The following is a 20,407-nucleotide window of genomic DNA, read 5'->3' as shown; positions in this document are numbered from 1 at the left end:
TCGACCGCCCACGCGAGGCCGGCGACGATGGCGGCACGCGAACACGAAACGTTTGCGACATCGTCCCCCCATCGACACAAGGAGCCTCGCCATGAACACCGCCGAAACCGCCCAGTCGGCTCACGCCGACGTGATCGACCGCTATTTCGATGCCTGGAACGAACCCGACGTCGCACGCCGGCGCGCGCTGATCGATGCGACCTACGCGAGCGACGCGGCCTATCGCGATCCGCTGATGGCCGGCGACGGCCATGCTGGCATCGACACGATGATCGCTGCGGTGCAGGAGCGTTTCCCCGCGTATCGCTTTCGCCGCACGACCGACGTCGACGGGTTCGGTCAGCACCTGCGCTTCTCGTGGGCGCTCGTGTCGCCCGACGGCGCGGCGGTCGTGAAAGGTTCGGACTTCGGCACCGTCGATGCGTCGGGCCGCCTGAAGTCGGTCACGGGTTTCATCGACGAAATGCCGGCCGCGGCGTCGTGATACGAGCGACGCATGCCCGGCGGCGGCCGGGATCGGGTAACGTTATGCGATTCGTTCCCGATCCCGGAGCCTTTCCCACATGTTGAAGAATCTCGATCCGCTGTTGCACGCCGACATCCTGCACGCGCTGCGCGCGATGGGCCACGGCGATGAACTGGTGATCTGCGATGCGAATTTTCCGGCGGAATCCGTCGCCGGGCACACGGTGGTCGGCCGCGCGCTGCGCATCGACGGCGCCGACTCGGCGCGCGTCGCGCGCGCGGTGCTGTCGGTGCTGCCGCTCGACACGTTCGTCGACACACCCGCTTGGCGGATGGAAGTCGTCGGCGATCCGGCCGCGGTGCCGCCCGTGCAGCGCGAAGTGCAGGCCGAGATCGATCGTGCGGAAGGGCGCGCGGTGCCGCTCACGGGCATCGACCGTTTCGCGTTCTACGAGCGCGCTCAGCAGGCGTATGCGGTGATCGTCACCGGCGAGTCGCGCGGCTACGGCTGTTTCATCTTCAAGAAAGGCGTGCTGTTGAGCGACGCCGGTTAGGGCCTGTTCCGTTATTTATCCGCCAGGGCCGAACACCGTGTTTCGCGGTGCCGCCGCGCCTGCATGACCGCCGCGGTGTAAAGATTTGCTACAACCTTTTTCTTGGACACCGCGGAAAGACCCTCTATGCTGGCCCATTTGCCGCCGGCCCGGCAGGGCCGCGCGACCCCGAACCGCACGGGCACGCCTCGTGTGGACGGCCGAATTGCATACGAGGAGAGAGGCATGACGCGTTCCGTCGATTCCGGCGTCATTTTTTTCGCGCGCCTGGCGCTGGCGGCGTTGTTCTTGTGGGGCGGCGTGATGAAGCTGCTCGGCTACAGCGATTTCATCGGCTATCTGCACGGGCTGAACGTGCCCTATCCGCAGGTGACGGGGCCGGTCGTCGTCACGATCGAGGCGCTCGGCGGCCTGCTGCTGATCGTCGGGTACAAGGTGAAGCCGCTCGCGTTGCTGATGGCGTTCTATACGATCGCGACCGCGATGGTCGGACACAATTTCTGGGACGCGACGGACGCCGCGGTCCAGCACGACATGGTGATCCACTTCTGGAAGAACGTCGCGATCGCCGGCGGTTTCCTGCTGCTGTTCGTGACCGGCGCCGGCGGCGCAAGCATCGACGCGCTGCGCCGGCCGAGTTCGTCGTACGGCGCGCTGCGCTGAATCGAACCGGGCTGGATGGCGCGACGCACGCAAGTCGCTACGCTGAAGCCAAACAAAAGGGCCGAATCCCGCACGCCGCGGGATTCGGCCCTTTGTTCATCCGGCCGGCGCGTGCGCGCCGACGTTCAGCGCGTGTCCTTCGGGTCCTTCGCATCCTTCGAGAACTGCACCGCGATCGCGCCGAGCACGCAGATCGCCGCGACGTACACGACCGGCGCGAGCGGATTCGACTTCATCATCAGCGACACGATCACCGGCGTGAGGCCGCCGAAGATCGCATACGCGACGTTGTACGAGAACGAGATGCCCGAGAAGCGCACGACGGGCGGGAAGCTCTTGACCATCACGAACGGCACCGCGCCGATCGTGCCGACCATGAAGCCGGCGATCCCGTAGTACAGCGGCAGCGTCGACGCGTCGGCCGCGACCTGCGCGAACAGCAGGTAATAGCACGCGGCCAGCACGAGGCCGCCGATGCCGAGCACGCGCTTCGCGCCGATCCAGCCCGCGAGCGAGCCGGCGGTGATGCAGCCGGCCGTCAGGCAAAGCGTCGCGACGCTGTTCGCGAACAGCGTGGTCGCGGGCGTCAGGTGAAACTGCTTCTGCAGCAGCGCGGGCGTCATCAGGATCACGACGACGATCGCCGCCGACAGCATCCACGTGAGCAGCATCGACACGATCACCGCGCGGCCGTGGTCGCGCAGCACGGCCTTCAGCGGAATCTCGGCCGCGAGCGCCTTCTTCGCCTTCATTTCGGCGAACACCGGCGTCTCGTGCAGCCAGCGGCGCAGGTACACGGAGAACAGGCCGAACACGCCGCCGAGCAGGAACGGAATGCGCCACGCGAACGCGGTGACTTCGGCGCCCGAGTAACGGCTGTTGATGCCCGCGGCGACCAGCGAGCCGAGCAGGATGCCGGCCGTGAGGCCCGCGGTCAGCGTGCCGCACGCATAGCCGATGTGGCGCGACGGCACGTGTTCCGACACGAACACCCATGCGCCCGGCACTTCGCCGCCGACCGCCGCGCCCTGCAGCACGCGGAACAGCAGCAGCAACACCGGCGCGAGGATGCCGATCGAGTCGTAGGTCGGCAGCAGGCCCATCAGCAGCGTCGGCACCGACATCATCAGCACGCTCAGCGTAAACATCCGCTTGCGGCCGAACAGGTCGCCGAAGTGCGCCATGATCACGCCGCCGAGCGGGCGCGCGAGATAGCCGGCCGCGAAGATGCCGAACGTCTGCAACTGGCGCAGCCAGTCGGGAATGTCGTGCGGGAAGAACAGCTGCCCGATCGCGGGTGCGAAGAACACGAAGATGATGAAGTCGTAGAACTCGAGGGCGCCGCCGAGTGCGGCAAGGCCAAGGGTCTTGTAGTCGCTGCGCGTGAGCGCGCGTTCGGCGGCGCGAGGCACGCCGCTCAATTCGGAAGCTTGCATGGTCAGGACGATCGGTTTTCGAATGTAGTTGTCGGTGCTGCGTCTCCAGAACCCGCTATCGGCATGGACTGGCAAGGCGCGGCCTGCGTCGTCGAGCGTGCGTCGAGTGCCGGATGGGGCATGTGACACGCACCGTCGCACCGGGATGGGGCACGACGCAGACGAAGCGTCAAAGCGGGTGGGGGGATTCTACAGGAGCGCGAAATGCGCGCGCGCGGGGCCGCGCCGAGGCATGCTTCGAACTTCGTCGAGCCCGAAACGCACGCGGCGCGGCAGGCGGGAGAACCGCTTGCCGCGCCGCGTGTGACGGGGTCTGCGCGATCAGTTGCCGGCGATCGTGTCGACCGGCTTGAACGCGCCGTGCTCGACCTTGTAGATCGTCACCGGCGCATCCTTCAGGTCGCCCTTCGCGTCGTACGCGATGCTCGGCGCCGACACGCCCTTGATCGACACCTTGCCGAGATACGGCGTATAGACCTTCGGGTCGGTCGAGTTCGCGTCCTTCATCGCGGTGAGCAGCGCGATCGTGCCGTCGTACGAGTAGGGCGAATAGGTGATCACGTCTTCGTTGAAGCGTGCCTTGTAGCGCGATGCGTAGCCGGCGAAGCCCGGCATCTTTTCCTTCGGCAGCCCGCCCATGTAGACGATCGCGCCTTCGGCCGCGTCGCCGCCGACCTTCAGGAACGTCGGCGAGCGCGACATCTCGCCGGTCACGAACGCGGACTTCATCCCGAGCTGGCGCATCTTGCGGATCATCGGCGACGACTGCGCATCGCCGCCGCCGTAGAAGATCGCGTCCGGGTTGATGCCCTTCAGGTTGGTCAGGATCGCGGAGAAGTCGAGCGCCTTGTCGTTCGTGAAGTCGCGCTTGACGATCGTGCCGCCCGCGGCCTGCACGGCCTTCGCGAATTCGTCGGCGATGCCCTGGCCGTAGGCCGTGCGGTCGTCGATGATCGCGATGCGCTTGAAGTGCAGCGTCTTCACCGCATACGTGCCGACGATGCGGCCGGCCTGCGCGTCGCTCGTCAGCAGCCGGTAGGTCGTCTTGTAGCCGCGCGCCGTGTATTGCGGCGACGTCGCCATCGAGATCTGCGGCAGCCCCGCGCGATCGTACAGGTCGGACGCCGGAATGCTCGTGCCCGAGTTGAAGTGGCCGATGACCCCGCGGACGTTGTCGTCGATCAGCCGCTGCGCGACCGTCGTGCCGGTGCGCGGGTCGGCCTGGTCGTCCTGCGAGTCGAGCTGGAACGTGACCGGCTTGCCGCCGATCGTCGGATTCGTCGCGTTGAAATCGGCGATCGCGAGTTGCACGCCCTTCTGCATGTCCGAGCCGTAGTTCGACTGCGGCCCCGTCAGCGGTGCGGCGAAACCGATCTTGACGACGTCGGCGGCGATGGCGTGTGCGCCCGACAGTGCGCAGGCAGCAGCCAGCGCGACGTGCGATACCTTCAGCTTCACTTTCACTTCCCCTTGATGGCATGGTTGGGCCGCCGCCGGCCAGCCGGCCGGCGCGGTAAACCGGGCGAGACGTATCGGGTTGCAGGCCTTTCCGAAAGCCGTGCGGGGTGTGCCATGCGCTGCGCGGGTTGTGCCGGAATCGGCGTGCGCGGCGGCGGCGGGATGTCGTCTCGTAACCGTTGATCGAAGTCTAGGTAGCGAAAATGCGCGCGTCTTGCGCGTTCGGAGCGCAGCCGGCGACGATTTCGGCATATCGTCGATAACCCTTATATATGCTGAAATCGTCATGACGAGTGCGCAAACGCGCCAAGACGCGACACGCCGGCATTTTTAGGATGGCGGGTTCGGGCGCGCGTAGTCTCGGCGCCGGCGGGGTGAGCCGATAGCGTCGGCAGCGCCGGCCGTGCGCGACGCCAGGCAACGTGCCGATGCGAAATCGTGCCCGCCGGACGTGCGTGCGGCGCAGTGGTTGCGCGCACAACCGCACGGCGCATGACGTGCTTGCCGGCCCACGCGAATCGCCCGATCGGCGCCGATCGGCCGCGCGTTGCGCTTGCCGCCATTCGCCGGGCCGCCCGATCGCTGGCCCGCGATCGCCACGACGCGTTCGAGACGGCGCTCCTATAATCGACGCCATCAGCCACCCCTTCGCAGATGCCGGGATGACGACCTTGCTTGCCGCACCGCCCATGAGCCTGTCCGATACGTTGCGCTACCAGCCCGACAACGCCGATCTCGGCGCGATGCTCGCGCACTTCCGCCTGCTCGAGCCGGTGTTCGATGCGCTGCCCGACGTCGCGTTCTTCGTGAAGGACGCGAACGGCCGCTACGCGCTCGTCAACCGCACGCTGGCGATGCGCTGCGGCTACAAGGACAAGCGCGACCTGCTCGGCAAGACGACCGACGAAGTGTTTCCGCGCCGCTTCGGCAAGACCTATTTCGAGCAGGACATGGCGACGATCACCGCAGGCCAGCAGCTGATGGACCAGCTCGAGCTGCATCTGTATCCGGGACGCCAGCCGGGCTGGTGCCTAACCTGCAAGGAGCCGCTGCGCGACGCGGCCGGCAAGGTGGTCGGCCTCGCGGGCATCTCGCGCGACCTGAAGGCGCACGAGGGCTCGCATCCGGCCTACAGCAAGCTCGCCGACGTGGTGCAGCACATCCAGGATCACTACGTGCAGCCGCTGAACCTGAAGCAGCTCGCGCAGATGGCGGGGATGTCGGTCGCGCAGCTGGAGCGCTACTTCCACAAGGTGTTTCACCTGACGCCGCGCCAGGTGCTGCTGAAGACGCGGCTCGATGCGGCCACGGCGCTGCTGGTCACGCACGACAAGGTGACCGACGTCGCGGCGCTATGCGGATATACGGATCACAGCGCGTTCACGCGCCAGTTCAAGGCGACGGTTGGCGTGACGCCGACGGAATACCGGCTGATGCTGCAGGACCGGGCAGGGTGAAGTGACGCGCCGGCCGGGCCGGCGGATCTGAAGGGGGGGCGAGACGGGATTCGGCGTGCGGCGGCTCAGCGGTAGCCGAGCCCTTTCAGGACGGCCGTGCCGTCTTCGGTCAGCCGGAAGCTCGGCGCCGTGTCGGCATCGAGCTTGATCATCTCGACGAGGCCGGCTTCCTGCAGCGCGGGCAATTCGGGTTTGGCGTTCGCGCCGATCGGTGCGTGCAGCAGCACGAGCAGCGTCGCGATTTCATGATGGCTGAGCAAACGGCGCAGCATCGTCTTTTTCACTGGGGGGGCGGCCGGGCGGCCCGCGGGTGTATCTACGGCGCTCATCGCTGTCCTCCTTTTCGGGGTATCCATCGGGTACTGGTTGCGGATGGTGCCGTCGGAGACTTAAGCGATTCTTAAAACGGCCGCGACCGCGCGAATGCTGCGGTGCGGTGTGCGTTACCGGATGTAACGCCCGCCGGGCGGCCGTTTCCGGCCGCCGGCGGCTGGCCTTGCCGGGCGGGCGCCGCAGCGGGATTCACCACGATGGTGCGGTCGCGCGGCGCGCGTCGCAGGGGCGTCGTGTTTTTCTCATTCGATTCGACCCCTGGACGAAATTCCGTTGCTCCCTTATTTCCTGCGCTGGGCCTGCGCGGCGAGCCGCACGGCGGCGTTGGCAGCGCCGTAGCCGTCGTAGCCGCCGCGCCGCTCGACGATTTCGAGCGAGAAGCGGTTGTCGACCAGCTCGGTATACGCGTGCAGGAATTCACCGCCGTTTTCGTCGCGGTCGTACAGCAGGTGGTGGGCGCTCAGCGTGTCGATCAGTTCGTCCGGCAACGCGTAGCGCGCGGCCAGATCGTCGTAGTAGTTCGGCGGGATCCGCAGGAACGGCACGCCGTCGGCCGCGAACGCGGCGACCGTCTTCACGATGTCGTCGGTCCGGAACGCGACGTGGTTCAGCCCCGTGCCGTGATAGCGGTCGAGCGATTCGGCGACGGCCGTATGACGGTCGACCGACGCATTCAGCGCGATCCGCACCGAACCGTCCGTGCTGCGCACCGCGCGGCTGCGCATCAGGCCGTACGGATCGGGCACGAGCCAGCTGCGCTCGGCCTCGAAGCCGAAGGCGGTCTTGAAGAACAGGATCCACGTGTCGAGCGCGTCGGCCGGCAGCGCGAGGCAGACGTGGTCGATGCCCGTGAGCGGGCCGACCTCGCTCGGGCCGTCGATGTCGGTCAGCACGAAATCCGATTCATACAGCGTCGGTGCGTTCGGCGTCTCGTCGACGAAGTACTCGAGGCTGCCGTCCGGCGCCTGCACGCCCGGCAGCACGCGCTCGTTCGGGCCGACGCGCCCGGAAAACGGCGCGTAGCCGAAGCCGGCCGCGCGCTCGAATGCCACTTTCGCATCGTCGACGCGGAACGCCGACGCACACAGCGACAACCCGTGCTGCTGGAAGAACGCGTCGGCGAACGAGTCGCGCTCGGCGTTCAGCACGATCGACGCGGCGCCGTGCTGGAACAGCGTCACGTCCTTCGACCGATGGCGGCCTGCGAGCCGGAATCGCATCCGGCCGAGCCATTCGCCGACGGTGGCCGCCGCTTGCGCGTCGACCGCGAACTCGATGAACTGGAACCCGACGTGCGCGGGCGGCGCCGGCGGCGCGAACAGCGGCTGATCGGCGGCCGGCGCGCGGCCGTCCTGCGCGAGTCGCGCGCGCGTCAGTTCTTCCAGATAGAGCAGCGAGCGGTGGCCGTCGGCGGCCGTGATCGCGGTCGGCGCGGCGCGGAAGCCGTCGTTGAAGATCTCGAGCGACAGCGGCCCCTTGTAACCGGACTCGATCACGCGGGCGGTGAAGCGCGCGAGGTCGAAGTCGCCCTGGCCGGGGAACGAGCGGTAGTGACGGCTCCATTCGAGCACGTCCATCGCGAGCTTCGGCGCATCGGCGATCTGCACGAACGCGATCCGGTCGCCCGGGATGTCGGCGATCGCGTCCGGCGAATCGTCGAGCGACAGCGTATGGAAGCTGTCGAGCGCGAGGCCGAGGTGCGGGCTGTTCACCGCGTTCACGAGCTGCCACGCATGGCCGTACCGGTTCACGACGCGGCCCCACGCGAGCGCCTCGTATGCGGCGACCACGCCCGCCTGCCGCGCGGCTTCGGCGAGCGCGCCGAGCTGGTCGACCAGCAGCGCGTCGTCCGCGATCGTGTCGGGCGACACGCTGCTGCACACCAGGATGCGGTCGGTGCCGAGCGCGTGCATCACGTCGAACTTGCGGCGGATGCGGTCGAGATTGCGGGCGAGCTGGGCCGGGCTCACGCCCTCGAAGTCGCGAAACGGCTGGAACAGCACGATGTCGAGGCCGAGATCGGCGGCCATGCGCCGCACGTCGGCGGGCGATCCGTCGAAGTAGACGAGGTCGTTCTCGAAGATTTCGACACCGTCGAAGCCGGCGGCCTGGATGGCGGCGAGCTTCTCGGCGAGCGTGCCGGACAGTGACACGGTGGCGATCGAGCGCTGCATGGGCGAATCCTGCGGATGAGCGGGGTGTGGCGTCGGCCGGGTCGGGCCGGAATGAACCAGTCGTTGAATTACCGGTGAGCGCCATATCCCGAATTTACTAGGGGAGTGAGTGAAATTATACAAACTAACTAGGTGGTACAAATTAGCGAAAACCCGAAAAGACATTGCGCTTGCGCAAGCGCACACTAGCGCCAAATCTTGACGTCAGAGGGCGAAGTCGACTAGCGATTCGCCCCTGTTTTAGGAGCAGAAACACCATGAGCAAGCACAAGGTGCTGGTGCTGAACGGCCCGAACCTGAATCTGCTGGGGACCCGCGAGCCCCATATCTACGGCGCGGAGACCCTCGCCGACCTCGAGCAGCGTTGCCGCACGGCGGCCGACGGGCTCGGGCTGGAGATCGACTTCCGCCAGTCGAACGCCGAGCACCAGCTGATCGACTGGCTGCATGCCGCGCGTCACGACACGCACGGCATCGTGATCAACCCGGCCGCCTACACGCACACGTCGGTCGCGCTGGCCGACGCGCTGTCCGCGATCGCGAAACCCGTGATCGAGGTGCACATCTCCAACGTGCATCGCCGCGAGGCATTCCGTCACCACTCTTATGTGTCGGCGGTGGCCGAAGCTGTGATCTGCGGCTGCGGCACCGAAGGCTACGTATTCGCGCTGCAGCGCCTGTCGACCATTTTTGCCCAAGGAGCCGCACGATGAGCCGCCCGTCTTTTCTGATCGGCCTGATCGGCCAGGGCATCGGCGGTTCGCTGTCGCCCGCGATGCACGAGGAAGAAGGCTTCCGCCAGGGATTCGGCTACGTGTACCGGCGCATCGATCTGGACGTGCTCGGCGTGACCGCCGACGCGCTGCCGGAACTGCTCGATGCCGCGCAGCGGATGGGCTACAACGGGCTCAACATCACGCATCCTTGCAAGCAGCGCGTGATCGAGCACCTCGACGCACTGTCTGACGACGCGCGCGCACTCGGCGCGGTCAACACCGTGCTGTTCAAGGATGGCAAGCGGATCGGCCACAACACCGACTGGTCGGGTTTCGCGAAGTCGTTCCGCCGCGGCCTGCCCGATGCGTCGCTCGAACGTGTCGTGCAGCTCGGCGCGGGCGGCGCGGGTGCGGCCGTCGCGCATGCGGCGCTGCAGATGGGTGCTTCCGAACTGACGATCTTCGACGTCGACGGCACGCGCGCCACCGCGCTCGCGGGTGAACTGCAGCAGCGCTTCCCGGCCGCCCGGGTCACGCCGGGCAGCGATCTCGCGGCCGCGATGCAGGCCGCGACCGGCCTGATCCATTGCACGCCGACCGGCATGGCCAAGCATCCGGGCCTGCCGTTGCCGGCCGAGCTGCTCCGCGCGGGCATGTGGGTCGCCGACATCGTGTATTTCCCGCTCGAAACCGAACTGATCCGCGCCGCGCGCGCGGCCGGCTGCGCGACGCTGCCGGGCGGCGGGATGGCCGTGTACCAGGCCGTCGATGCGTTCGAGATCTTCACCGGACGAACGCCGGACGACGAACGGATGTTCGAACACTTTCAGTCGCTCGTCGCACGCTGACCCTTCTAGCGACCAGCTGAAAAATAGACCAGGAGACAACCATGCAGCACACCACCCACACGAACGCCGCGCCCGCGGCGGCCGGTACGGTCCGGCGGACCTCGGCGCGCTACAAGATCCTCGCGCTGCTCGCGATCGGCACGATGATCAACTATCTCGACCGTACCGTGCTGGGGGTGGCTGCGCCGCAGCTCACCAAGGAGCTCGGCATCAACGCGGCCGTGATGGGCATCATGTTCTCCGCGTTCTCGTGGACGTACGTCGCGATGCAGGTGCCCGGCGGCCTGTTCCTCGACCGCTTCGGCAGCAAGGTCACCTATTACTGGTCGATGACGCTGTGGTCGCTGTGCACGCTCCTGCAGGGCTTCGTGCCCGGCGTCGGGACGCTGCTCGCATGCCGGCTCGGCCTCGGCGTGACGGAAGCGCCGTGTTTCCCGACCAACAGCCGCGTCGTCGCGACGTGGTTCCCGCAGAATGAACGCGCGATGGCGACCGGCACCTACACCGTCGGCGAGTACATCGGTCTCGCGTTCTTCAGCCCCGTGCTGTTCGCGCTGATGGGGGCGTTCGGCTGGCGTTCGCTGTTCTGGGTCGTCGGCGCGGTCGGCATCGTGTTCGGCCTGGTCTGGTGGAAGTTCTATCACGAGCCGCGCAACCATCCGGCCGCGAATTCGGAAGAACTCGCGTACATCGAAGCGGGCGGCGGTCTCGTGCACGGCGCGCGCAAGGACGGCGACAAGGGCGGCAAGCCCGCCCAGGCCAAGTTCAGCTGGGCGATGGCCGGCCGGCTGCTGAAGAAGCGCCAGCTCGCGGGTATCTGCCTCGGCCAGTTCGCCGGCAACTCGACGCTCGTGTTCTTCCTGACCTGGTTCCCGACCTATCTCGCGACCGAGCGCCACATGGGCTGGCTGAAGATCGGCTTCTTCGCGATCATGCCGTTCATCGCCGCGTCGGTCGGCGTGATGTTCGGCGGGATCTTCTCCGACTGGTTGCTGCGCCGCGGCAAGTCCGCGAACCTCGCGCGCAAGCTGCCGATCATCGCCGGCCTGCTGCTCGCGTCGACGATCATTCTCGCGAACTACGTGCAAAGCAACGAAGCCGTGATCGCGATCATGTCGGTCGCGTTCTTCGCGCAGGGGATGGCCGCGCTCGGCTGGACGCTCGTGTCCGACATCGCGCCGGACGGCCTGCTCGGCGTGACCGGCGGCATCTTCAACTTCGCGGCGAACCTGGCCGGCATCATCACGCCGCTCGTCGTTGGCTTCATCGTCGCGTCGACCGGCTCGTTCGTCGGTGCGCTGGTGTTCATCGGCGTGATCGCGTTGATCGGTGCGCTGTCGTACATCTTCGTCGTCGGCGACATCAAGCGGATCGAACTGTAAGCACCGGCTCCACGCACTCTCGGTGCGTTCGCCCGGCGACCTGTGGGTCGCCGGGCTTTTTTGTATCCGCTCGCGACTGCGAAGCGGTTCAGGCCGCCGCGCTCACGCGTGCCGCATCGTGATCCCGAGCGATTCGACCGCCTGTGCGATCGCCGCGACCGCCCGCCGGATGTCGCCGGCATCGATCGCGCCGATGCAGCCGACGCGGAACGTCTCGAGTTGCGTCAGCTTGCCCGGATACAGGATGAAGCCCGCGTCGCGCACCGCGTCGTAGAAGCGGCGGAAATCGTAGGCCGGATGGTCGGGCGCATGGAACGTGACGATCACGGGCGCCTGCACGCCGGCGTCGAGGAACGGCGTGAAGCCGAGCGCGCGCATCGATTCGACCAGCGTCCGGCAGTTTTCCGCATAGCGCGCACCGCGCGCGGGCTGGCCGCCTTCGGCCAGGTACTGGTCGAGCGCGGCGCGCAGCGCGGCGATCACGTGGGTCGGTGGTGTGAAACGCCACTGGCCCGTCTTGCGCAGGTACGCGTACTGATCGTGGAGGTCGAGCGCGAGCGACCGCGAGTTGCCTTCGCACGCGTCGAGCGCAGCACGCCGCACGATCGCGAACCCCATCCCCGGCACGCCTTCCAGGCATTTGCCGCTCGCCGAGATCAGCGCGTCGATCCCGCTGTCCGCCAGCGTGATCGGCAGCGCGCCGAACGAACTCATCGCATCGACGATCAGCCGCTTGCCGTGCCGCCGGCACACGGCCGCGATCGCGTCGAGCGGATTCAGGATGCCGGCACTTGTTTCCAGGTGCACCAGCGCGACGTGCGTGATGCGCGGCTCGCGCGCGAACGCGGCTTCGACCGCGCCGGGGTCGACCGCCGCATTCTCGCCGAACGGCAGCGCGATCGACTCGATGCCGAGCCGGCCGAGGATCTTCAGGATGCGCGCGCAATACGCGCCGTTGTCCGGCACCAGCACGACGCCGTCGCGCGGCACCAGCGTGCCGAGCGCGGCTTCGACCGAAAACGTGCCGCTGCCTTGCATCGGCACGCACACGTATGCGTCGCCGCCGCGCGCGATCGTGACGAGATCCGTGCAGACGCTCGCCGTCAATTGATTGAAAGCGGCGTCCCACGAGCCCCAGTCGTGTTGCATTGCGTGGCGTGTTGTGGCGGACGTGGTGAGCGGGCCGGGCGTGAGCAGAATCGGGTCCGACATGATTTTTCTCCAGCAAAGATCGGATGAAACGCCAGGGCGGCATTTCTGAATGACTTGCATGATATTGGCAAAATGTGTCATTTTTTGGAAATTGTGGCACACGTCACGGCGTTGTCATCGAACGCTGTGATCCTTCGGTTGCCGCGCGAAACCACCTGCAGCGCGGCAGCGAGACGGGCCGGTTGTCGGTCTGTCCGACTGAAAGGAGCCGGATCGTGCCCCGGCCGTTTGGTGTTCCGCCTACGGAGAAGTGAGATGACACTGCAGAATTCCTCGCGCGCCGCTGCCGGCGCGTTCCGCAAGCTCGCGCTGGCCGCCTGCGCCGCCGGTCTGCTGCAAGGCGCCGCGATGCCCGCGCACGCGGCGAACGCGGTCGTGCTGTATACGGCGGACGGTCTCGAGAACCTCTATCGCGATGTGCTGCCGGCGTTCGAGAAGAAGGAAGGCGTCAAGGTCAACATCGTGACGGCGGGCAGCGGCGAGGTCGTCAACCGCGCGAACATCGAAAAGAATTCGCCGAAGGCGGACGTGATCGTCACGCTGCCGCCGTTCATCCAGCAAGCCGGCCAGATGGGCCTGCTGCAGCCGTACCAGAGCGTGAACTACAAGAACGTGCCGGCGATCGCGAAGGCGGAAGACGGCACCTGGGCGACGTTCGTGAACAACTACTTCTCGTTCGCGATCAACCCGGACGTCGTGAAGAACCAGCCGAAGACGTTCGCCGACCTGCTGTCGCCGGCCTACGCGGGCAAGGTCGCATACTCGAACCCGGCCACCGCCGGCGACGGGATGGCCGTGCTGATCCTGACGACGTCGCTGATGGGCGAGGACAAGGCGTTCGACTACCTCGCGAAGCTGTCGCAGAGCGTGAAGTTCCACACGAAGGGCACCGGCTACCTGAACGTGCTGCTGTCGCGTAACGAGATCAGCGTCGCGAACGGCGACCTGCAGATGGACCTCGACGACGCCGAGCACGGCGCGCTGTCCGTCAAGCCGATCTTCCTGGCCGCGAAGGACGGCGACCAGCCGACCACGTTCCAGCTGCCGTACGGCATCGGCCTGATCAAGAGCGGCCCGAACCAGGACGCCGGCAAGAAGCTGATCGACTACCTGATGTCGACCGACGTGCAGTCGAAGGTGCCGGACATGTACGGCATCCCGGGCCGCACGGACGTGCCGCTGGCCGGCAAGAACGGCGAGGCGGTCAAGAAGGCGATCGCGGGCGTGAAGCTGATCCCGGTCGACTGGACCCAGGTGATGGCGAAGAAGCCGGTGTGGATCGAGCGCTGGAAGAAGGACGTGATCGGCAGCTCGGGCAAGCAGCTCGACGTCGTCAAGCCGAAGTGATCGGCGCACGCTGCCTGTATTAGTGAGCAAGAGGATGAACCCGGTGGAAACCACCCTGACCCATCCCGGCGCTTTCGGCGCCGCCGAACCGCAAGCAACGCTGCGGTCCGGCGCGCCGGGCGGCGTGCAGATCGAGCACCTGAGCGTGCGCTACGGCGCACGCACGGTGCTGGAAGATCTGTCGCTGTCGATCGGCGCCGGTGAATTTCTGACCGTGCTCGGCAAGAGCGGCTGCGGCAAGACCACGCTGCTGCGCTTCATCGCCGGGTTCGTGAAGGCCGACGGCCTGACCGGCACGCTGACCGTGGCCGGACGCGACCTGACCCATGCGCCGCCGCACAAGCGCAATCTCGGTCTGCTGTTCCAGAATTACGCGCTGTTTCCGCACCTGTCGGTGTTCGAGAACGTCGCCTTCGGGCTGCGCGCACGCGGCATGGCGTCGCCGGAGGTGACGCGCCGCGTCGCCGACGCGCTGAAGCTCGTGCAACTCGGCGACGCGGGCCACCATCTGCCCGCGCAACTGTCCGGCGGGATGCAACAGCGCGTCGCGCTGGCGCGCGCGCTCGTGATCGAGCCGGACGTGCTGCTGCTCGACGAGCCGCTGTCGGCGCTCGACGCCAATCTGCGCGCATCGGTGCGCAGCGAACTGAAGGCGCTGCACGAGCGCCTGCCGAACCTGACCGTCGTCTGCGTGACGCACGACCGCGACGACGCGCTCGTGCTGTCCGACCGCGCGCTGCTGATGCGCGACGGCCGCATCGCGCAGCTCGGCACGCCGCAGCAGCTGTACGACGCGCCGCGGGACGGCTACGTCGCGCGCTATCTCGGCCCGGCCAACCTGCTGCCGCCGCACGTGATCTTCCCGCTCGGCGACCCGCGTCACGACGTGCGCGGCAAGGTCGCGTGCGTGCGCCCCGAGCGGCTGACCGTGATGCCGCTCGCGGCGGGCGGCCTGCACGGCACGGTGTCGTCGGTCGAATGGCAGGGCGCGGACTTGTCGATCGCGGTCATGATCGACGCGGCGCCCGACGAACCCGTGCGCGTCACGATGCAACGCGGCCGCGGCGCGGCTCCCGAGCGCGGTGCGCGCGTGTCCCTGCATTGCGAGGCAGACGATGTCGTCCTTATCGAGCCCTGAAGCCGGCCTGCCGCCGCACGTGCTCGCGTCGGCCGCCGCGCATGCCGCCGCCGCGCGGCGCCGCAAGCGCATGGGCGACCTGCACCTCGCCGCGCTCGCGATCGTCGTGCTCGGCCCGCTCGTCGTCTATCCGCTGCTGCGGCTCGTGCTGCTGAGCGTGTCCGGCGATCACGGGCTGAGCTTCGCCGCATACCGGACCTTCTTCGGCAACCCCGATACGCGCAACGTGCTGCTGACGACGGTCGGCGTGCTGTTCGCGAGCGCGGGCACCGCATCGGTGCTCGGCGTGCTGCTGGCCGCGCTGCTGTTCTTCAAGCCGTTCCCGGGCGCGTCGCTCGTCACGCGCTTCCTGGAACTGTACGTCGCGTTCCCGTCGTTCCTCGTCGCGTTCACCTTGATCTTCCTGTACGGCTCGCAAGGCTCGATCAGCATCGCGCTGCAGCACCTGTTCCATCTCGAGAACCCGCCGCTCGACTTCCTGTTCGGCATCGGCGGCGTGATCCTCGCGCAGACCGTGTTCTATACGCCGTTCGTCGTGCGGCCGACGCTCGCGTCGTTCGCGACGCTCGACCTGCGCCTGATCGAAGCGGCGCGCAGCCTCGGCGCGTCCGGCTGGATGCTCGCGCGCCGCGTCGTGCTGCCGATCGCGTGGCCGGGCATCGCCGCCGGCACGGTGCTGTGTTTCCTGCTGACGCTGAACGAGTTCGGGATCCTGCTCGTGCTCGGCAGCGCGCGGCTCGTGACCCTGCCGGTCGCGATCTACAGCAGCGCGACCGTCGATCTCGACCTGCCGACCGCGTCGGCCGGCGCGGTCGTGATGCTCGCGCTGTCGCTGGCGCTCTATACGGTTTATCGCCGGGTGAACCGGCGTGCGACGGGAGGGAACGATGTCCGCTGAATTCCATATCGGGCAAGCCGTGCCGCGTCATCGGATCGGCTGGAGCGACACGCTGCTCAAGCATGCGTCGCGCGCCGCGCTCGCGCTGGCCGCGTTCGCCTGCTTCTGGCTGTTCGTGCTGCCGGTCATCGTCGTTGCGCTGTCGAGCGTGTCGACGCAGTGGTCGGGCACGATCCTGCCGGCCGGCTACAGCCTGCGCTGGTTCGAGCGGCTCGGGTCGCCGGAATACGACGCGCTGCTGACGAGCCTCGAAATCGGCTTCGGCGTGTCGGCGATCGGCACGATCCTCGGGCTGTGGCTTGCGCTGGCGCTCGAAGGGCGCGACCGGCGTGGCCTCGGCGCGGTGGTCGACGCGCTCGTGATGGTGCCGAACGGTGTGCCGAGCGTCGTGCTCGGGCTCGCGGTGCTGATCGCGTATCACCAGAAGCCGCTCGACCTGTCGAGCTCGGCGGCGATCGTCGTGCTCGTGCAGCTCGCGCTGATCCTGCCGTTCTGCTATCGCTGCGCGGCCGCCGCGCTGCGCCCGGAGCTGACCGTGCTGCGCGAAGCGGCGGCGAGCCTCGGTGCGCCGCCCGCGATGGTGCTGCGCCGCGTGCTGCTGCCGCAGCTCGTGCCGGCGCTGCGCGCGAGCCTCGCGCTCGGCTTCGCGCTGTCGCTCGGCGAACTCGGCGCGACGCTGACCGTCTATCCGCCCGGTTTCGCGACCGTGCCGATCGTCGTGATCGGCCAGGTTGAGCGCGGCTATTACCTGCCCGCCTCGGCGCTGTCGCTGCTGATGCTCGGCGCGTCGCTCGCGGCGCTGCTGCTGATCGCCGCGCGCGTGCCGCGCGGCAAGCGGGCGGCATCATGAACGCCGCGTTCGCATTGCGGCAGCCCGGCGAGCAGTCGGCCGCGGGCAAGGGTTCGGCGGATCTCGCGGGACGTTCCGTCGACGTCAACGGCCGACGCTACCGGCTACCGGTCGAACCGACCGTCGTCATCTGCGTCGACGGCTGCGAGTACGACTATCTCGAGCGTGCGGTGGAAGCGGGCGTCGCGCCGTTCATCGGCCGGATGATCGCGCAAGGCACCGCGTGGCGCGCCGACTGCGTCGTGCCGACCTTCACCAACCCGAACAACCTGTCGATCGTCTGCGGCGTGCCGCCGTCGGTTCATGGGATCTGCGGCAACTACTTCTGGGATCCGGCCGCCGACGGCGGTCGCGGCGCCGAAGTGATGATGAACGACCCGGCCTACCTGCGGGCCGGCACGCTGCTCGCGGCGGCGTCCGATGCCGGCGCGCGGGTGGCCGTCGTCACGGCGAAGGACAAGCTGCGCCGGCTGCTCGGCTGGCAGATGAACGGCATCTGTTTTTCCGCCGAGAAGGCCGCGCAGGCGAATCTCGCGGAAAACGGGATCGTCGACGTGCTCGACTGGGTTGGCCTGCCGTCGCCGGACGTGTACAGCGCGGCATTGTCCGAATTCGTGTTTGCGGCCGGCGTGCGGCTCGCGCAGACGCGCCAGGTCGACCTGATGTACCTTTCGACCACCGACTACGTGCAGCACAAGTGCGAGCCGGGCAGTGCCGGCGCGAACGCGTTCTACGCAATGATGGACGGCTATCTCGCGCAGCTCGATGCGCTCGGCTGGGCGATCGGGCTCACGGCCGACCACGGGATGAACGCGAAGCACGATCCGGCCACGGGCCGCCCGAACGTGATCTATCTTCAGGATGCGTTCGACGGCTGGTTCGGTGCGCGGGCCGCACGCGTGATCCTGCCGATCACCGATCCGTACGTCGTGCACCACGGCGCGCTCGGCTCGTTCGCGACCGTCTACCTGGCGCCCGGCGTCGACCGGATCGAAGCGATGTGGCGCGTCGGCGGGCTCGACGGCGTCGAGCTCGTACTCGACAACGCGGAAGCGGCCGCGCGCTTCGAACTGCCGGCCGACCGGATCGGGGATCTCGTCGTGATCGGTCGGCGCGACATGACGCTCGGCACGCGCGAGCGCGAACACGACCTGTCCGGCCTGACCGTGCCGCTGCGTTCGCACGGCGGCGTGTCCGAGCAGGAGGTGCCGTTGCTGTTCAACCGTCGGATCGAGCGGGACGACCCTGCACGTCGTCCGCGCAACTTCGACGTCTTCGATTTCGTGCTGAATCGGGTCGCGACATGATGGCTCACCCTCGACAGGATCACCCCGCGTTTCGCGCCGAGACGCTGCGCTGGTGCGGCACGCGCGCGACGCGCGACCGTGTGCTCGACGTCGCCGATCCGTACACCGGCACGCGCGTCGGTACGGCGCCGCTGGCGAGCGTCGACGATGTGCGCGCCGCGTTCGACTACGCGATGGCGTACCGGCCCGCGCTCACGCGCTACGAGCGTTCGCAGATCCTCGAGCGCGCGGCCGCGCTGCTGCGCGAGCGTGCCGAGGAGGCGTCCGACCTGATCACGCTCGAGTCGGGATTGTCGAAACAGGATTCGCGCTACGAGATCGGTCGCGTTGCCGACGTGCTGAAGTTTGCTTCGGTCGAAGCGCTGCGCGACGACGCGCAGAGCTTCTCGTGCGACCTGACGCCCCACGGCAAGGCGCGCCGCGTGTTCTCGCAGCGCCAGCCGCTCGACGGCGTGATCGTCGCGATCACGCCGTTCAATCACCCGATGAACCAGGTCGCGCACAAGATCGCGCCGGCGATTGCGACCAACAACCGCGTGATCGTGAAGCCGTCGGAGAAGGTGCCGCTCTCGGCGTTTTATCTGGCGGACCTGCTGTATGAAGCCGGTTTGCCGGAGCCGATGCTGCAGGTGCTGACCGGCGACCCGCGCGAAATCGCGGACGAACTCGTCACGCATCCGCATGCATCGCTGATCACCTTTACGGGCGGCGTGTCGATCGGCAAGGCGATCGCCGCGCGGGCGGGCTACCGGCGCATCGTGCTGGAGCTGGGCGGCAACGATCCGCTGATCGTCCTCGACGATGCCGATCTGGAACGTGCGGCATCGCTGGCCGTGCTCGGTTCGTACCGGAATTCGGGGCAGCGCTGCACGGCCGTCAAGCGGATCCTGGTACAGCGCTCGGTCGCGCCGGCGTTTACCGAGCTGCTCGTCGAGAAGACGCGCGCCTGGAAGTACGGCGATCCGTTCGATCCCGCAAACGAAATGGGCACGGTGATCGACGACGTCGCGGCGCGGCTGTTCGAGGCCCGGGTCGGCGAGGCGGTCGCGCAGGGGGCCCGCCTGCTGACCGGCAACGTGCGGCGCGGTGCGCTCTATTCGCCGACCGTGCTCGACAACGTCGATCCGTCGATGACGCTCGTGCGCGAGGAGACCTTCGGCCCCGTTTCACCCGTCATCGCGTTCGACACGATCGACGACGCGATCCGGATCAGCAACGGCACGGCGTTCGGGCTGTCGTCGGGCATCTGTACGGACAGTACGGCCGCGGTCGTGCGGTTCGTGAACGAGCTGAACGTCGGGACGGTGAATGTCTGGGAGGTGCCCGGTTACCGGATCGAGCTGTCGCCGTTCGGCGGGATCAAGGATTCGGGGCTCGGCTATAAGGAAGGTGTTCAGGAAGCGATGAAGAGCTTCACGAACCTGAAGACGTTTTCGCTGCCTTGGGAGTGAGCGGATGGCATTGACGGTAGACGAGATTCACGGGCTGTATCGCGAGCACGGCCACGTTGCCTATAGCGGCGAACCCGTCACGCAGCTGGAGCATGCGTTGCAGAGCGGCTTGCTGGCGGAGGAGGCGGGCGCCGACGAGGCGCTGGTCGCGGCGGCGTTCCTGCATGACCTCGGGCATTTGCTGAATCGGCAGGGCGAGACGCCGAGCGCGCGCGGGATCGACGATCTGCATCAGTATTACGTGCTGCCGTTCCTGCGGCCGCTGTTTTCGGACGCGGTTCTGGAGCCGATCCGGCTGCACGTCGACGCGAAGCGTTGCCTGTGTCGCACGGACGCCGGCTACTTCGAGAGCCTGTCGCCGGATTCGGTGCGCAGCCTCGCGCTGCAGGGCGGCATCTTCAGTGAAGCGGAGACGGCGGCATTCCTGCAGCGCCCGTTCGCGGAAGACGCGCTGCGCCTGCGCCGCTGGGACGATACGGCCAAGGAAGAGGGCAAGGCGACGCCGGATCTCGATCACTATATGGAGATCGTGGCGCGCCAGGTGCGCGTGAGCTGACGATTCGGCTGCATCCCTATAAGGCCCCGCACGCGGCAGCGTGCGGGGCCTTATATTTTTCACGAAACCCCTTGCGCGATTGCCGGCAGGTGCTTAGAATCACGCCTCTTTCGCGCTAACGGAAACGCGGCGCGGGGGAAGAAGGGAAGCGGTGCTGTCGGG

At 67.6% G+C, this 20,407-nt stretch carries 19 protein-coding genes; 14 read left to right on the top strand and 5 right to left on the bottom strand.

Features of this window, described 5'->3' with window-relative positions; all coding sequences use genetic code 11:
• Positions 1-91 precede the first annotated feature (91 nt).
• The 3 genes from PL79_RS00105 to PL79_RS00095 all read left to right on the top strand — a co-directional run bounded on the left by PL79_RS00105 (position 92) and on the right by PL79_RS00095 (position 1,682).
• Positions 92-484, top strand: a complete 393-nt coding sequence (locus PL79_RS00105) for a nuclear transport factor 2 family protein (RefSeq protein ID WP_044845738.1) — start codon at positions 92-94, stop codon at positions 482-484.
• Positions 485-563: 79 nt separating this feature from the next.
• A complete protein-coding gene (locus PL79_RS00100; protein WP_044845737.1) occupies positions 564-1,019 on the top strand; it encodes an RbsD/FucU family protein in 456 nt (151 codons plus the stop codon).
• Positions 1,020-1,244: 225 nt separating this feature from the next.
• On the top strand, positions 1,245-1,682 hold the full coding sequence (locus PL79_RS00095; RefSeq protein ID WP_044845736.1) for a DoxX family protein: 438 nt from the start codon (positions 1,245-1,247) through the stop codon (positions 1,680-1,682).
• Between the two features lie 125 nt (positions 1,683-1,807).
• Here PL79_RS00095 and PL79_RS00090 read toward each other — a convergent pair whose 3' ends face one another.
• Positions 1,808-3,118, bottom strand: coding sequence for an MFS transporter (locus PL79_RS00090; RefSeq protein ID WP_044845735.1), 1,311 nt, complete (start codon positions 3,116-3,118; stop codon positions 1,808-1,810).
• Positions 3,119-3,439: 321 nt separating this feature from the next.
• Positions 3,440-4,576, bottom strand: a complete 1,137-nt coding sequence (locus PL79_RS00085) for a branched-chain amino acid ABC transporter substrate-binding protein (protein WP_044845855.1) — start codon at positions 4,574-4,576, stop codon at positions 3,440-3,442.
• A gap of 662 nt (positions 4,577-5,238) precedes the next feature.
• On the opposite strand from PL79_RS00085, the gene PL79_RS00075 reads away from it, so the two are divergent.
• A complete protein-coding gene (locus PL79_RS00075) occupies positions 5,239-6,033 on the top strand; it encodes an AraC family transcriptional regulator (protein WP_044845733.1) in 795 nt (264 codons plus the stop codon).
• A gap of 65 nt (positions 6,034-6,098) precedes the next feature.
• Here the strand turns inward: PL79_RS00075 and PL79_RS00070 are convergent, their stop codons facing one another.
• The gene (locus PL79_RS00070; RefSeq protein ID WP_044845732.1) at positions 6,099-6,362 is read right to left on the bottom strand and encodes a hypothetical protein; all 264 of its coding nucleotides are present in this window, start codon (positions 6,360-6,362) and stop codon (positions 6,099-6,101) included.
• A 285-nt stretch (positions 6,363-6,647) separates the two neighbouring features.
• Positions 6,648-8,540: a bifunctional sugar phosphate isomerase/epimerase/4-hydroxyphenylpyruvate dioxygenase family protein gene (locus PL79_RS00065; protein WP_044845731.1), complete on the bottom strand. Its 1,893-nt coding sequence runs from the start codon at positions 8,538-8,540 to the stop codon at positions 6,648-6,650.
• 257 nt (positions 8,541-8,797) lie between these two features.
• Between PL79_RS00065 and aroQ the strand changes: the two genes are divergently transcribed.
• Genes aroQ through PL79_RS00050 form a run of 3 tightly spaced genes read left to right on the top strand, consistent with a single transcriptional unit; the run spans position 8,798 to position 11,486 of the window.
• Complete coding sequence (gene aroQ, locus PL79_RS00060; protein ID WP_044845730.1) at positions 8,798-9,253, top strand: type II 3-dehydroquinate dehydratase; 456 nt, start codon at positions 8,798-8,800, stop codon at positions 9,251-9,253.
• Positions 9,250-10,104, top strand: a complete 855-nt coding sequence (locus PL79_RS00055) for a shikimate dehydrogenase (RefSeq protein ID WP_044845729.1) — start codon at positions 9,250-9,252, stop codon at positions 10,102-10,104. The genes aroQ and PL79_RS00055 overlap by 4 nt, the downstream gene beginning before the upstream one ends.
• Before the next feature lie 41 nt (positions 10,105-10,145).
• Positions 10,146-11,486 carry an MFS transporter gene (locus PL79_RS00050; RefSeq protein ID WP_044845728.1) on the top strand — a complete coding sequence of 447 codons (1,341 nt, stop codon included), beginning with the start codon at positions 10,146-10,148 and terminating at the stop codon, positions 11,484-11,486.
• Between the two features lie 102 nt (positions 11,487-11,588).
• Here PL79_RS00050 and PL79_RS00045 read toward each other — a convergent pair whose 3' ends face one another.
• On the bottom strand, positions 11,589-12,698 hold the full coding sequence (locus PL79_RS00045) for a 2-aminoethylphosphonate--pyruvate transaminase (protein ID WP_044845727.1): 1,110 nt from the start codon (positions 12,696-12,698) through the stop codon (positions 11,589-11,591).
• Between the two features lie 255 nt (positions 12,699-12,953).
• Here PL79_RS00045 and phnS point away from each other — a divergent pair, with 255 nt between their 5' ends.
• From phnS to PL79_RS00005, 7 genes are read left to right on the top strand one after another with little or no spacing between them, the layout of a single operon-like run.
• Entirely contained in the window at positions 12,954-14,045 is a 1,092-nt protein-coding gene (gene phnS, locus PL79_RS00035; RefSeq protein ID WP_044845726.1) for a 2-aminoethylphosphonate ABC transporter substrate-binding protein, read from the top strand.
• A 34-nt stretch (positions 14,046-14,079) separates the two neighbouring features.
• Entirely contained in the window at positions 14,080-15,183 is a 1,104-nt protein-coding gene (gene phnT, locus PL79_RS00030) for a 2-aminoethylphosphonate ABC transport system ATP-binding subunit PhnT (protein WP_044845725.1), read from the top strand.
• The gene (locus tag PL79_RS00025) at positions 15,161-16,081 is read left to right on the top strand and encodes a 2-aminoethylphosphonate ABC transporter permease subunit (RefSeq protein ID WP_044845724.1); all 921 of its coding nucleotides are present in this window, start codon (positions 15,161-15,163) and stop codon (positions 16,079-16,081) included. The genes phnT and PL79_RS00025 overlap by 23 nt, the downstream gene beginning before the upstream one ends.
• Entirely contained in the window at positions 16,071-16,931 is an 861-nt protein-coding gene (phnV, locus tag PL79_RS00020) for a 2-aminoethylphosphonate ABC transport system, membrane component PhnV (RefSeq protein ID WP_044845723.1), read from the top strand. Before PL79_RS00025 ends, phnV begins: the two co-directional genes overlap by 11 nt.
• Positions 16,928-18,238, top strand: coding sequence for a phosphonoacetate hydrolase (gene phnA / locus PL79_RS00015; protein ID WP_044845722.1), 1,311 nt, complete (start codon positions 16,928-16,930; stop codon positions 18,236-18,238). The genes phnV and phnA overlap by 4 nt, the downstream gene beginning before the upstream one ends.
• Positions 18,235-19,689 carry a phosphonoacetaldehyde dehydrogenase gene (phnY, locus tag PL79_RS00010; protein ID WP_044845721.1) on the top strand — a complete coding sequence of 485 codons (1,455 nt, stop codon included), beginning with the start codon at positions 18,235-18,237 and terminating at the stop codon, positions 19,687-19,689. The genes phnA and phnY overlap by 4 nt, the downstream gene beginning before the upstream one ends.
• Positions 19,690-19,693: 4 nt before the next feature.
• Entirely contained in the window at positions 19,694-20,245 is a 552-nt protein-coding gene (locus tag PL79_RS00005) for a phosphonate degradation HD-domain oxygenase (protein WP_044845720.1), read from the top strand.
• Positions 20,246-20,407 lie beyond the last annotated feature (162 nt).

The organism is Burkholderia sp. USMB20 (assembly GCF_000949135.2).
GTDB lineage: Bacteria > Pseudomonadota > Gammaproteobacteria > Burkholderiales > Burkholderiaceae > Burkholderia.
The sequence above is the reverse complement of the archived record's forward strand: the minus strand, read 5'-3'. Positions and strand labels throughout refer to the sequence as shown.

What these genes read in the sequence shown, in the direction of transcription:
- PL79_RS00025 (WP_044845724.1), top strand. Translation starts at nt 15,161, where the DNA reads ATGTCGTCCTTATCGAGCCCTGAAGCCGGCCTGCCGCCGCACGTGCTC.
- PL79_RS00105 (WP_044845738.1), top strand. Translation starts at nt 92, where the DNA reads ATGAACACCGCCGAAACCGCCCAGTCGGCTCACGCCGACGTGATCGAC.
- PL79_RS00045 (WP_044845727.1), bottom strand. Translation starts at nt 12,698, where the DNA reads ATGTCGGACCCGATTCTGCTCACGCCCGGCCCGCTCACCACGTCCGCC.
- PL79_RS00075 (WP_044845733.1), top strand. Translation starts at nt 5,239, where the DNA reads ATGACGACCTTGCTTGCCGCACCGCCCATGAGCCTGTCCGATACGTTG.
- phnS (WP_044845726.1), top strand. Translation starts at nt 12,954, where the DNA reads ATGACACTGCAGAATTCCTCGCGCGCCGCTGCCGGCGCGTTCCGCAAG.
- PL79_RS00095 (WP_044845736.1), top strand. Translation starts at nt 1,245, where the DNA reads ATGACGCGTTCCGTCGATTCCGGCGTCATTTTTTTCGCGCGCCTGGCG.
- PL79_RS00070 (WP_044845732.1), bottom strand. Translation starts at nt 6,362, where the DNA reads ATGAGCGCCGTAGATACACCCGCGGGCCGCCCGGCCGCCCCCCCAGTG.
- aroQ (WP_044845730.1), top strand. Translation starts at nt 8,798, where the DNA reads ATGAGCAAGCACAAGGTGCTGGTGCTGAACGGCCCGAACCTGAATCTG.
- PL79_RS00005 (WP_044845720.1), top strand. Translation starts at nt 19,694, where the DNA reads ATGGCATTGACGGTAGACGAGATTCACGGGCTGTATCGCGAGCACGGC.
- phnT (WP_044845725.1), top strand. Translation starts at nt 14,080, where the DNA reads ATGAACCCGGTGGAAACCACCCTGACCCATCCCGGCGCTTTCGGCGCC.
- phnA (WP_044845722.1), top strand. Translation starts at nt 16,928, where the DNA reads ATGAACGCCGCGTTCGCATTGCGGCAGCCCGGCGAGCAGTCGGCCGCG.
- phnY (WP_044845721.1), top strand. Translation starts at nt 18,235, where the DNA reads ATGATGGCTCACCCTCGACAGGATCACCCCGCGTTTCGCGCCGAGACG.
- PL79_RS00065 (WP_044845731.1), bottom strand. Translation starts at nt 8,540, where the DNA reads ATGCAGCGCTCGATCGCCACCGTGTCACTGTCCGGCACGCTCGCCGAG.
- phnV (WP_044845723.1), top strand. Translation starts at nt 16,071, where the DNA reads ATGTCCGCTGAATTCCATATCGGGCAAGCCGTGCCGCGTCATCGGATC.
- PL79_RS00050 (WP_044845728.1), top strand. Translation starts at nt 10,146, where the DNA reads ATGCAGCACACCACCCACACGAACGCCGCGCCCGCGGCGGCCGGTACG.
- PL79_RS00090 (WP_044845735.1), bottom strand. Translation starts at nt 3,118, where the DNA reads ATGCAAGCTTCCGAATTGAGCGGCGTGCCTCGCGCCGCCGAACGCGCG.
- PL79_RS00100 (WP_044845737.1), top strand. Translation starts at nt 564, where the DNA reads ATGTTGAAGAATCTCGATCCGCTGTTGCACGCCGACATCCTGCACGCG.
- PL79_RS00055 (WP_044845729.1), top strand. Translation starts at nt 9,250, where the DNA reads ATGAGCCGCCCGTCTTTTCTGATCGGCCTGATCGGCCAGGGCATCGGC.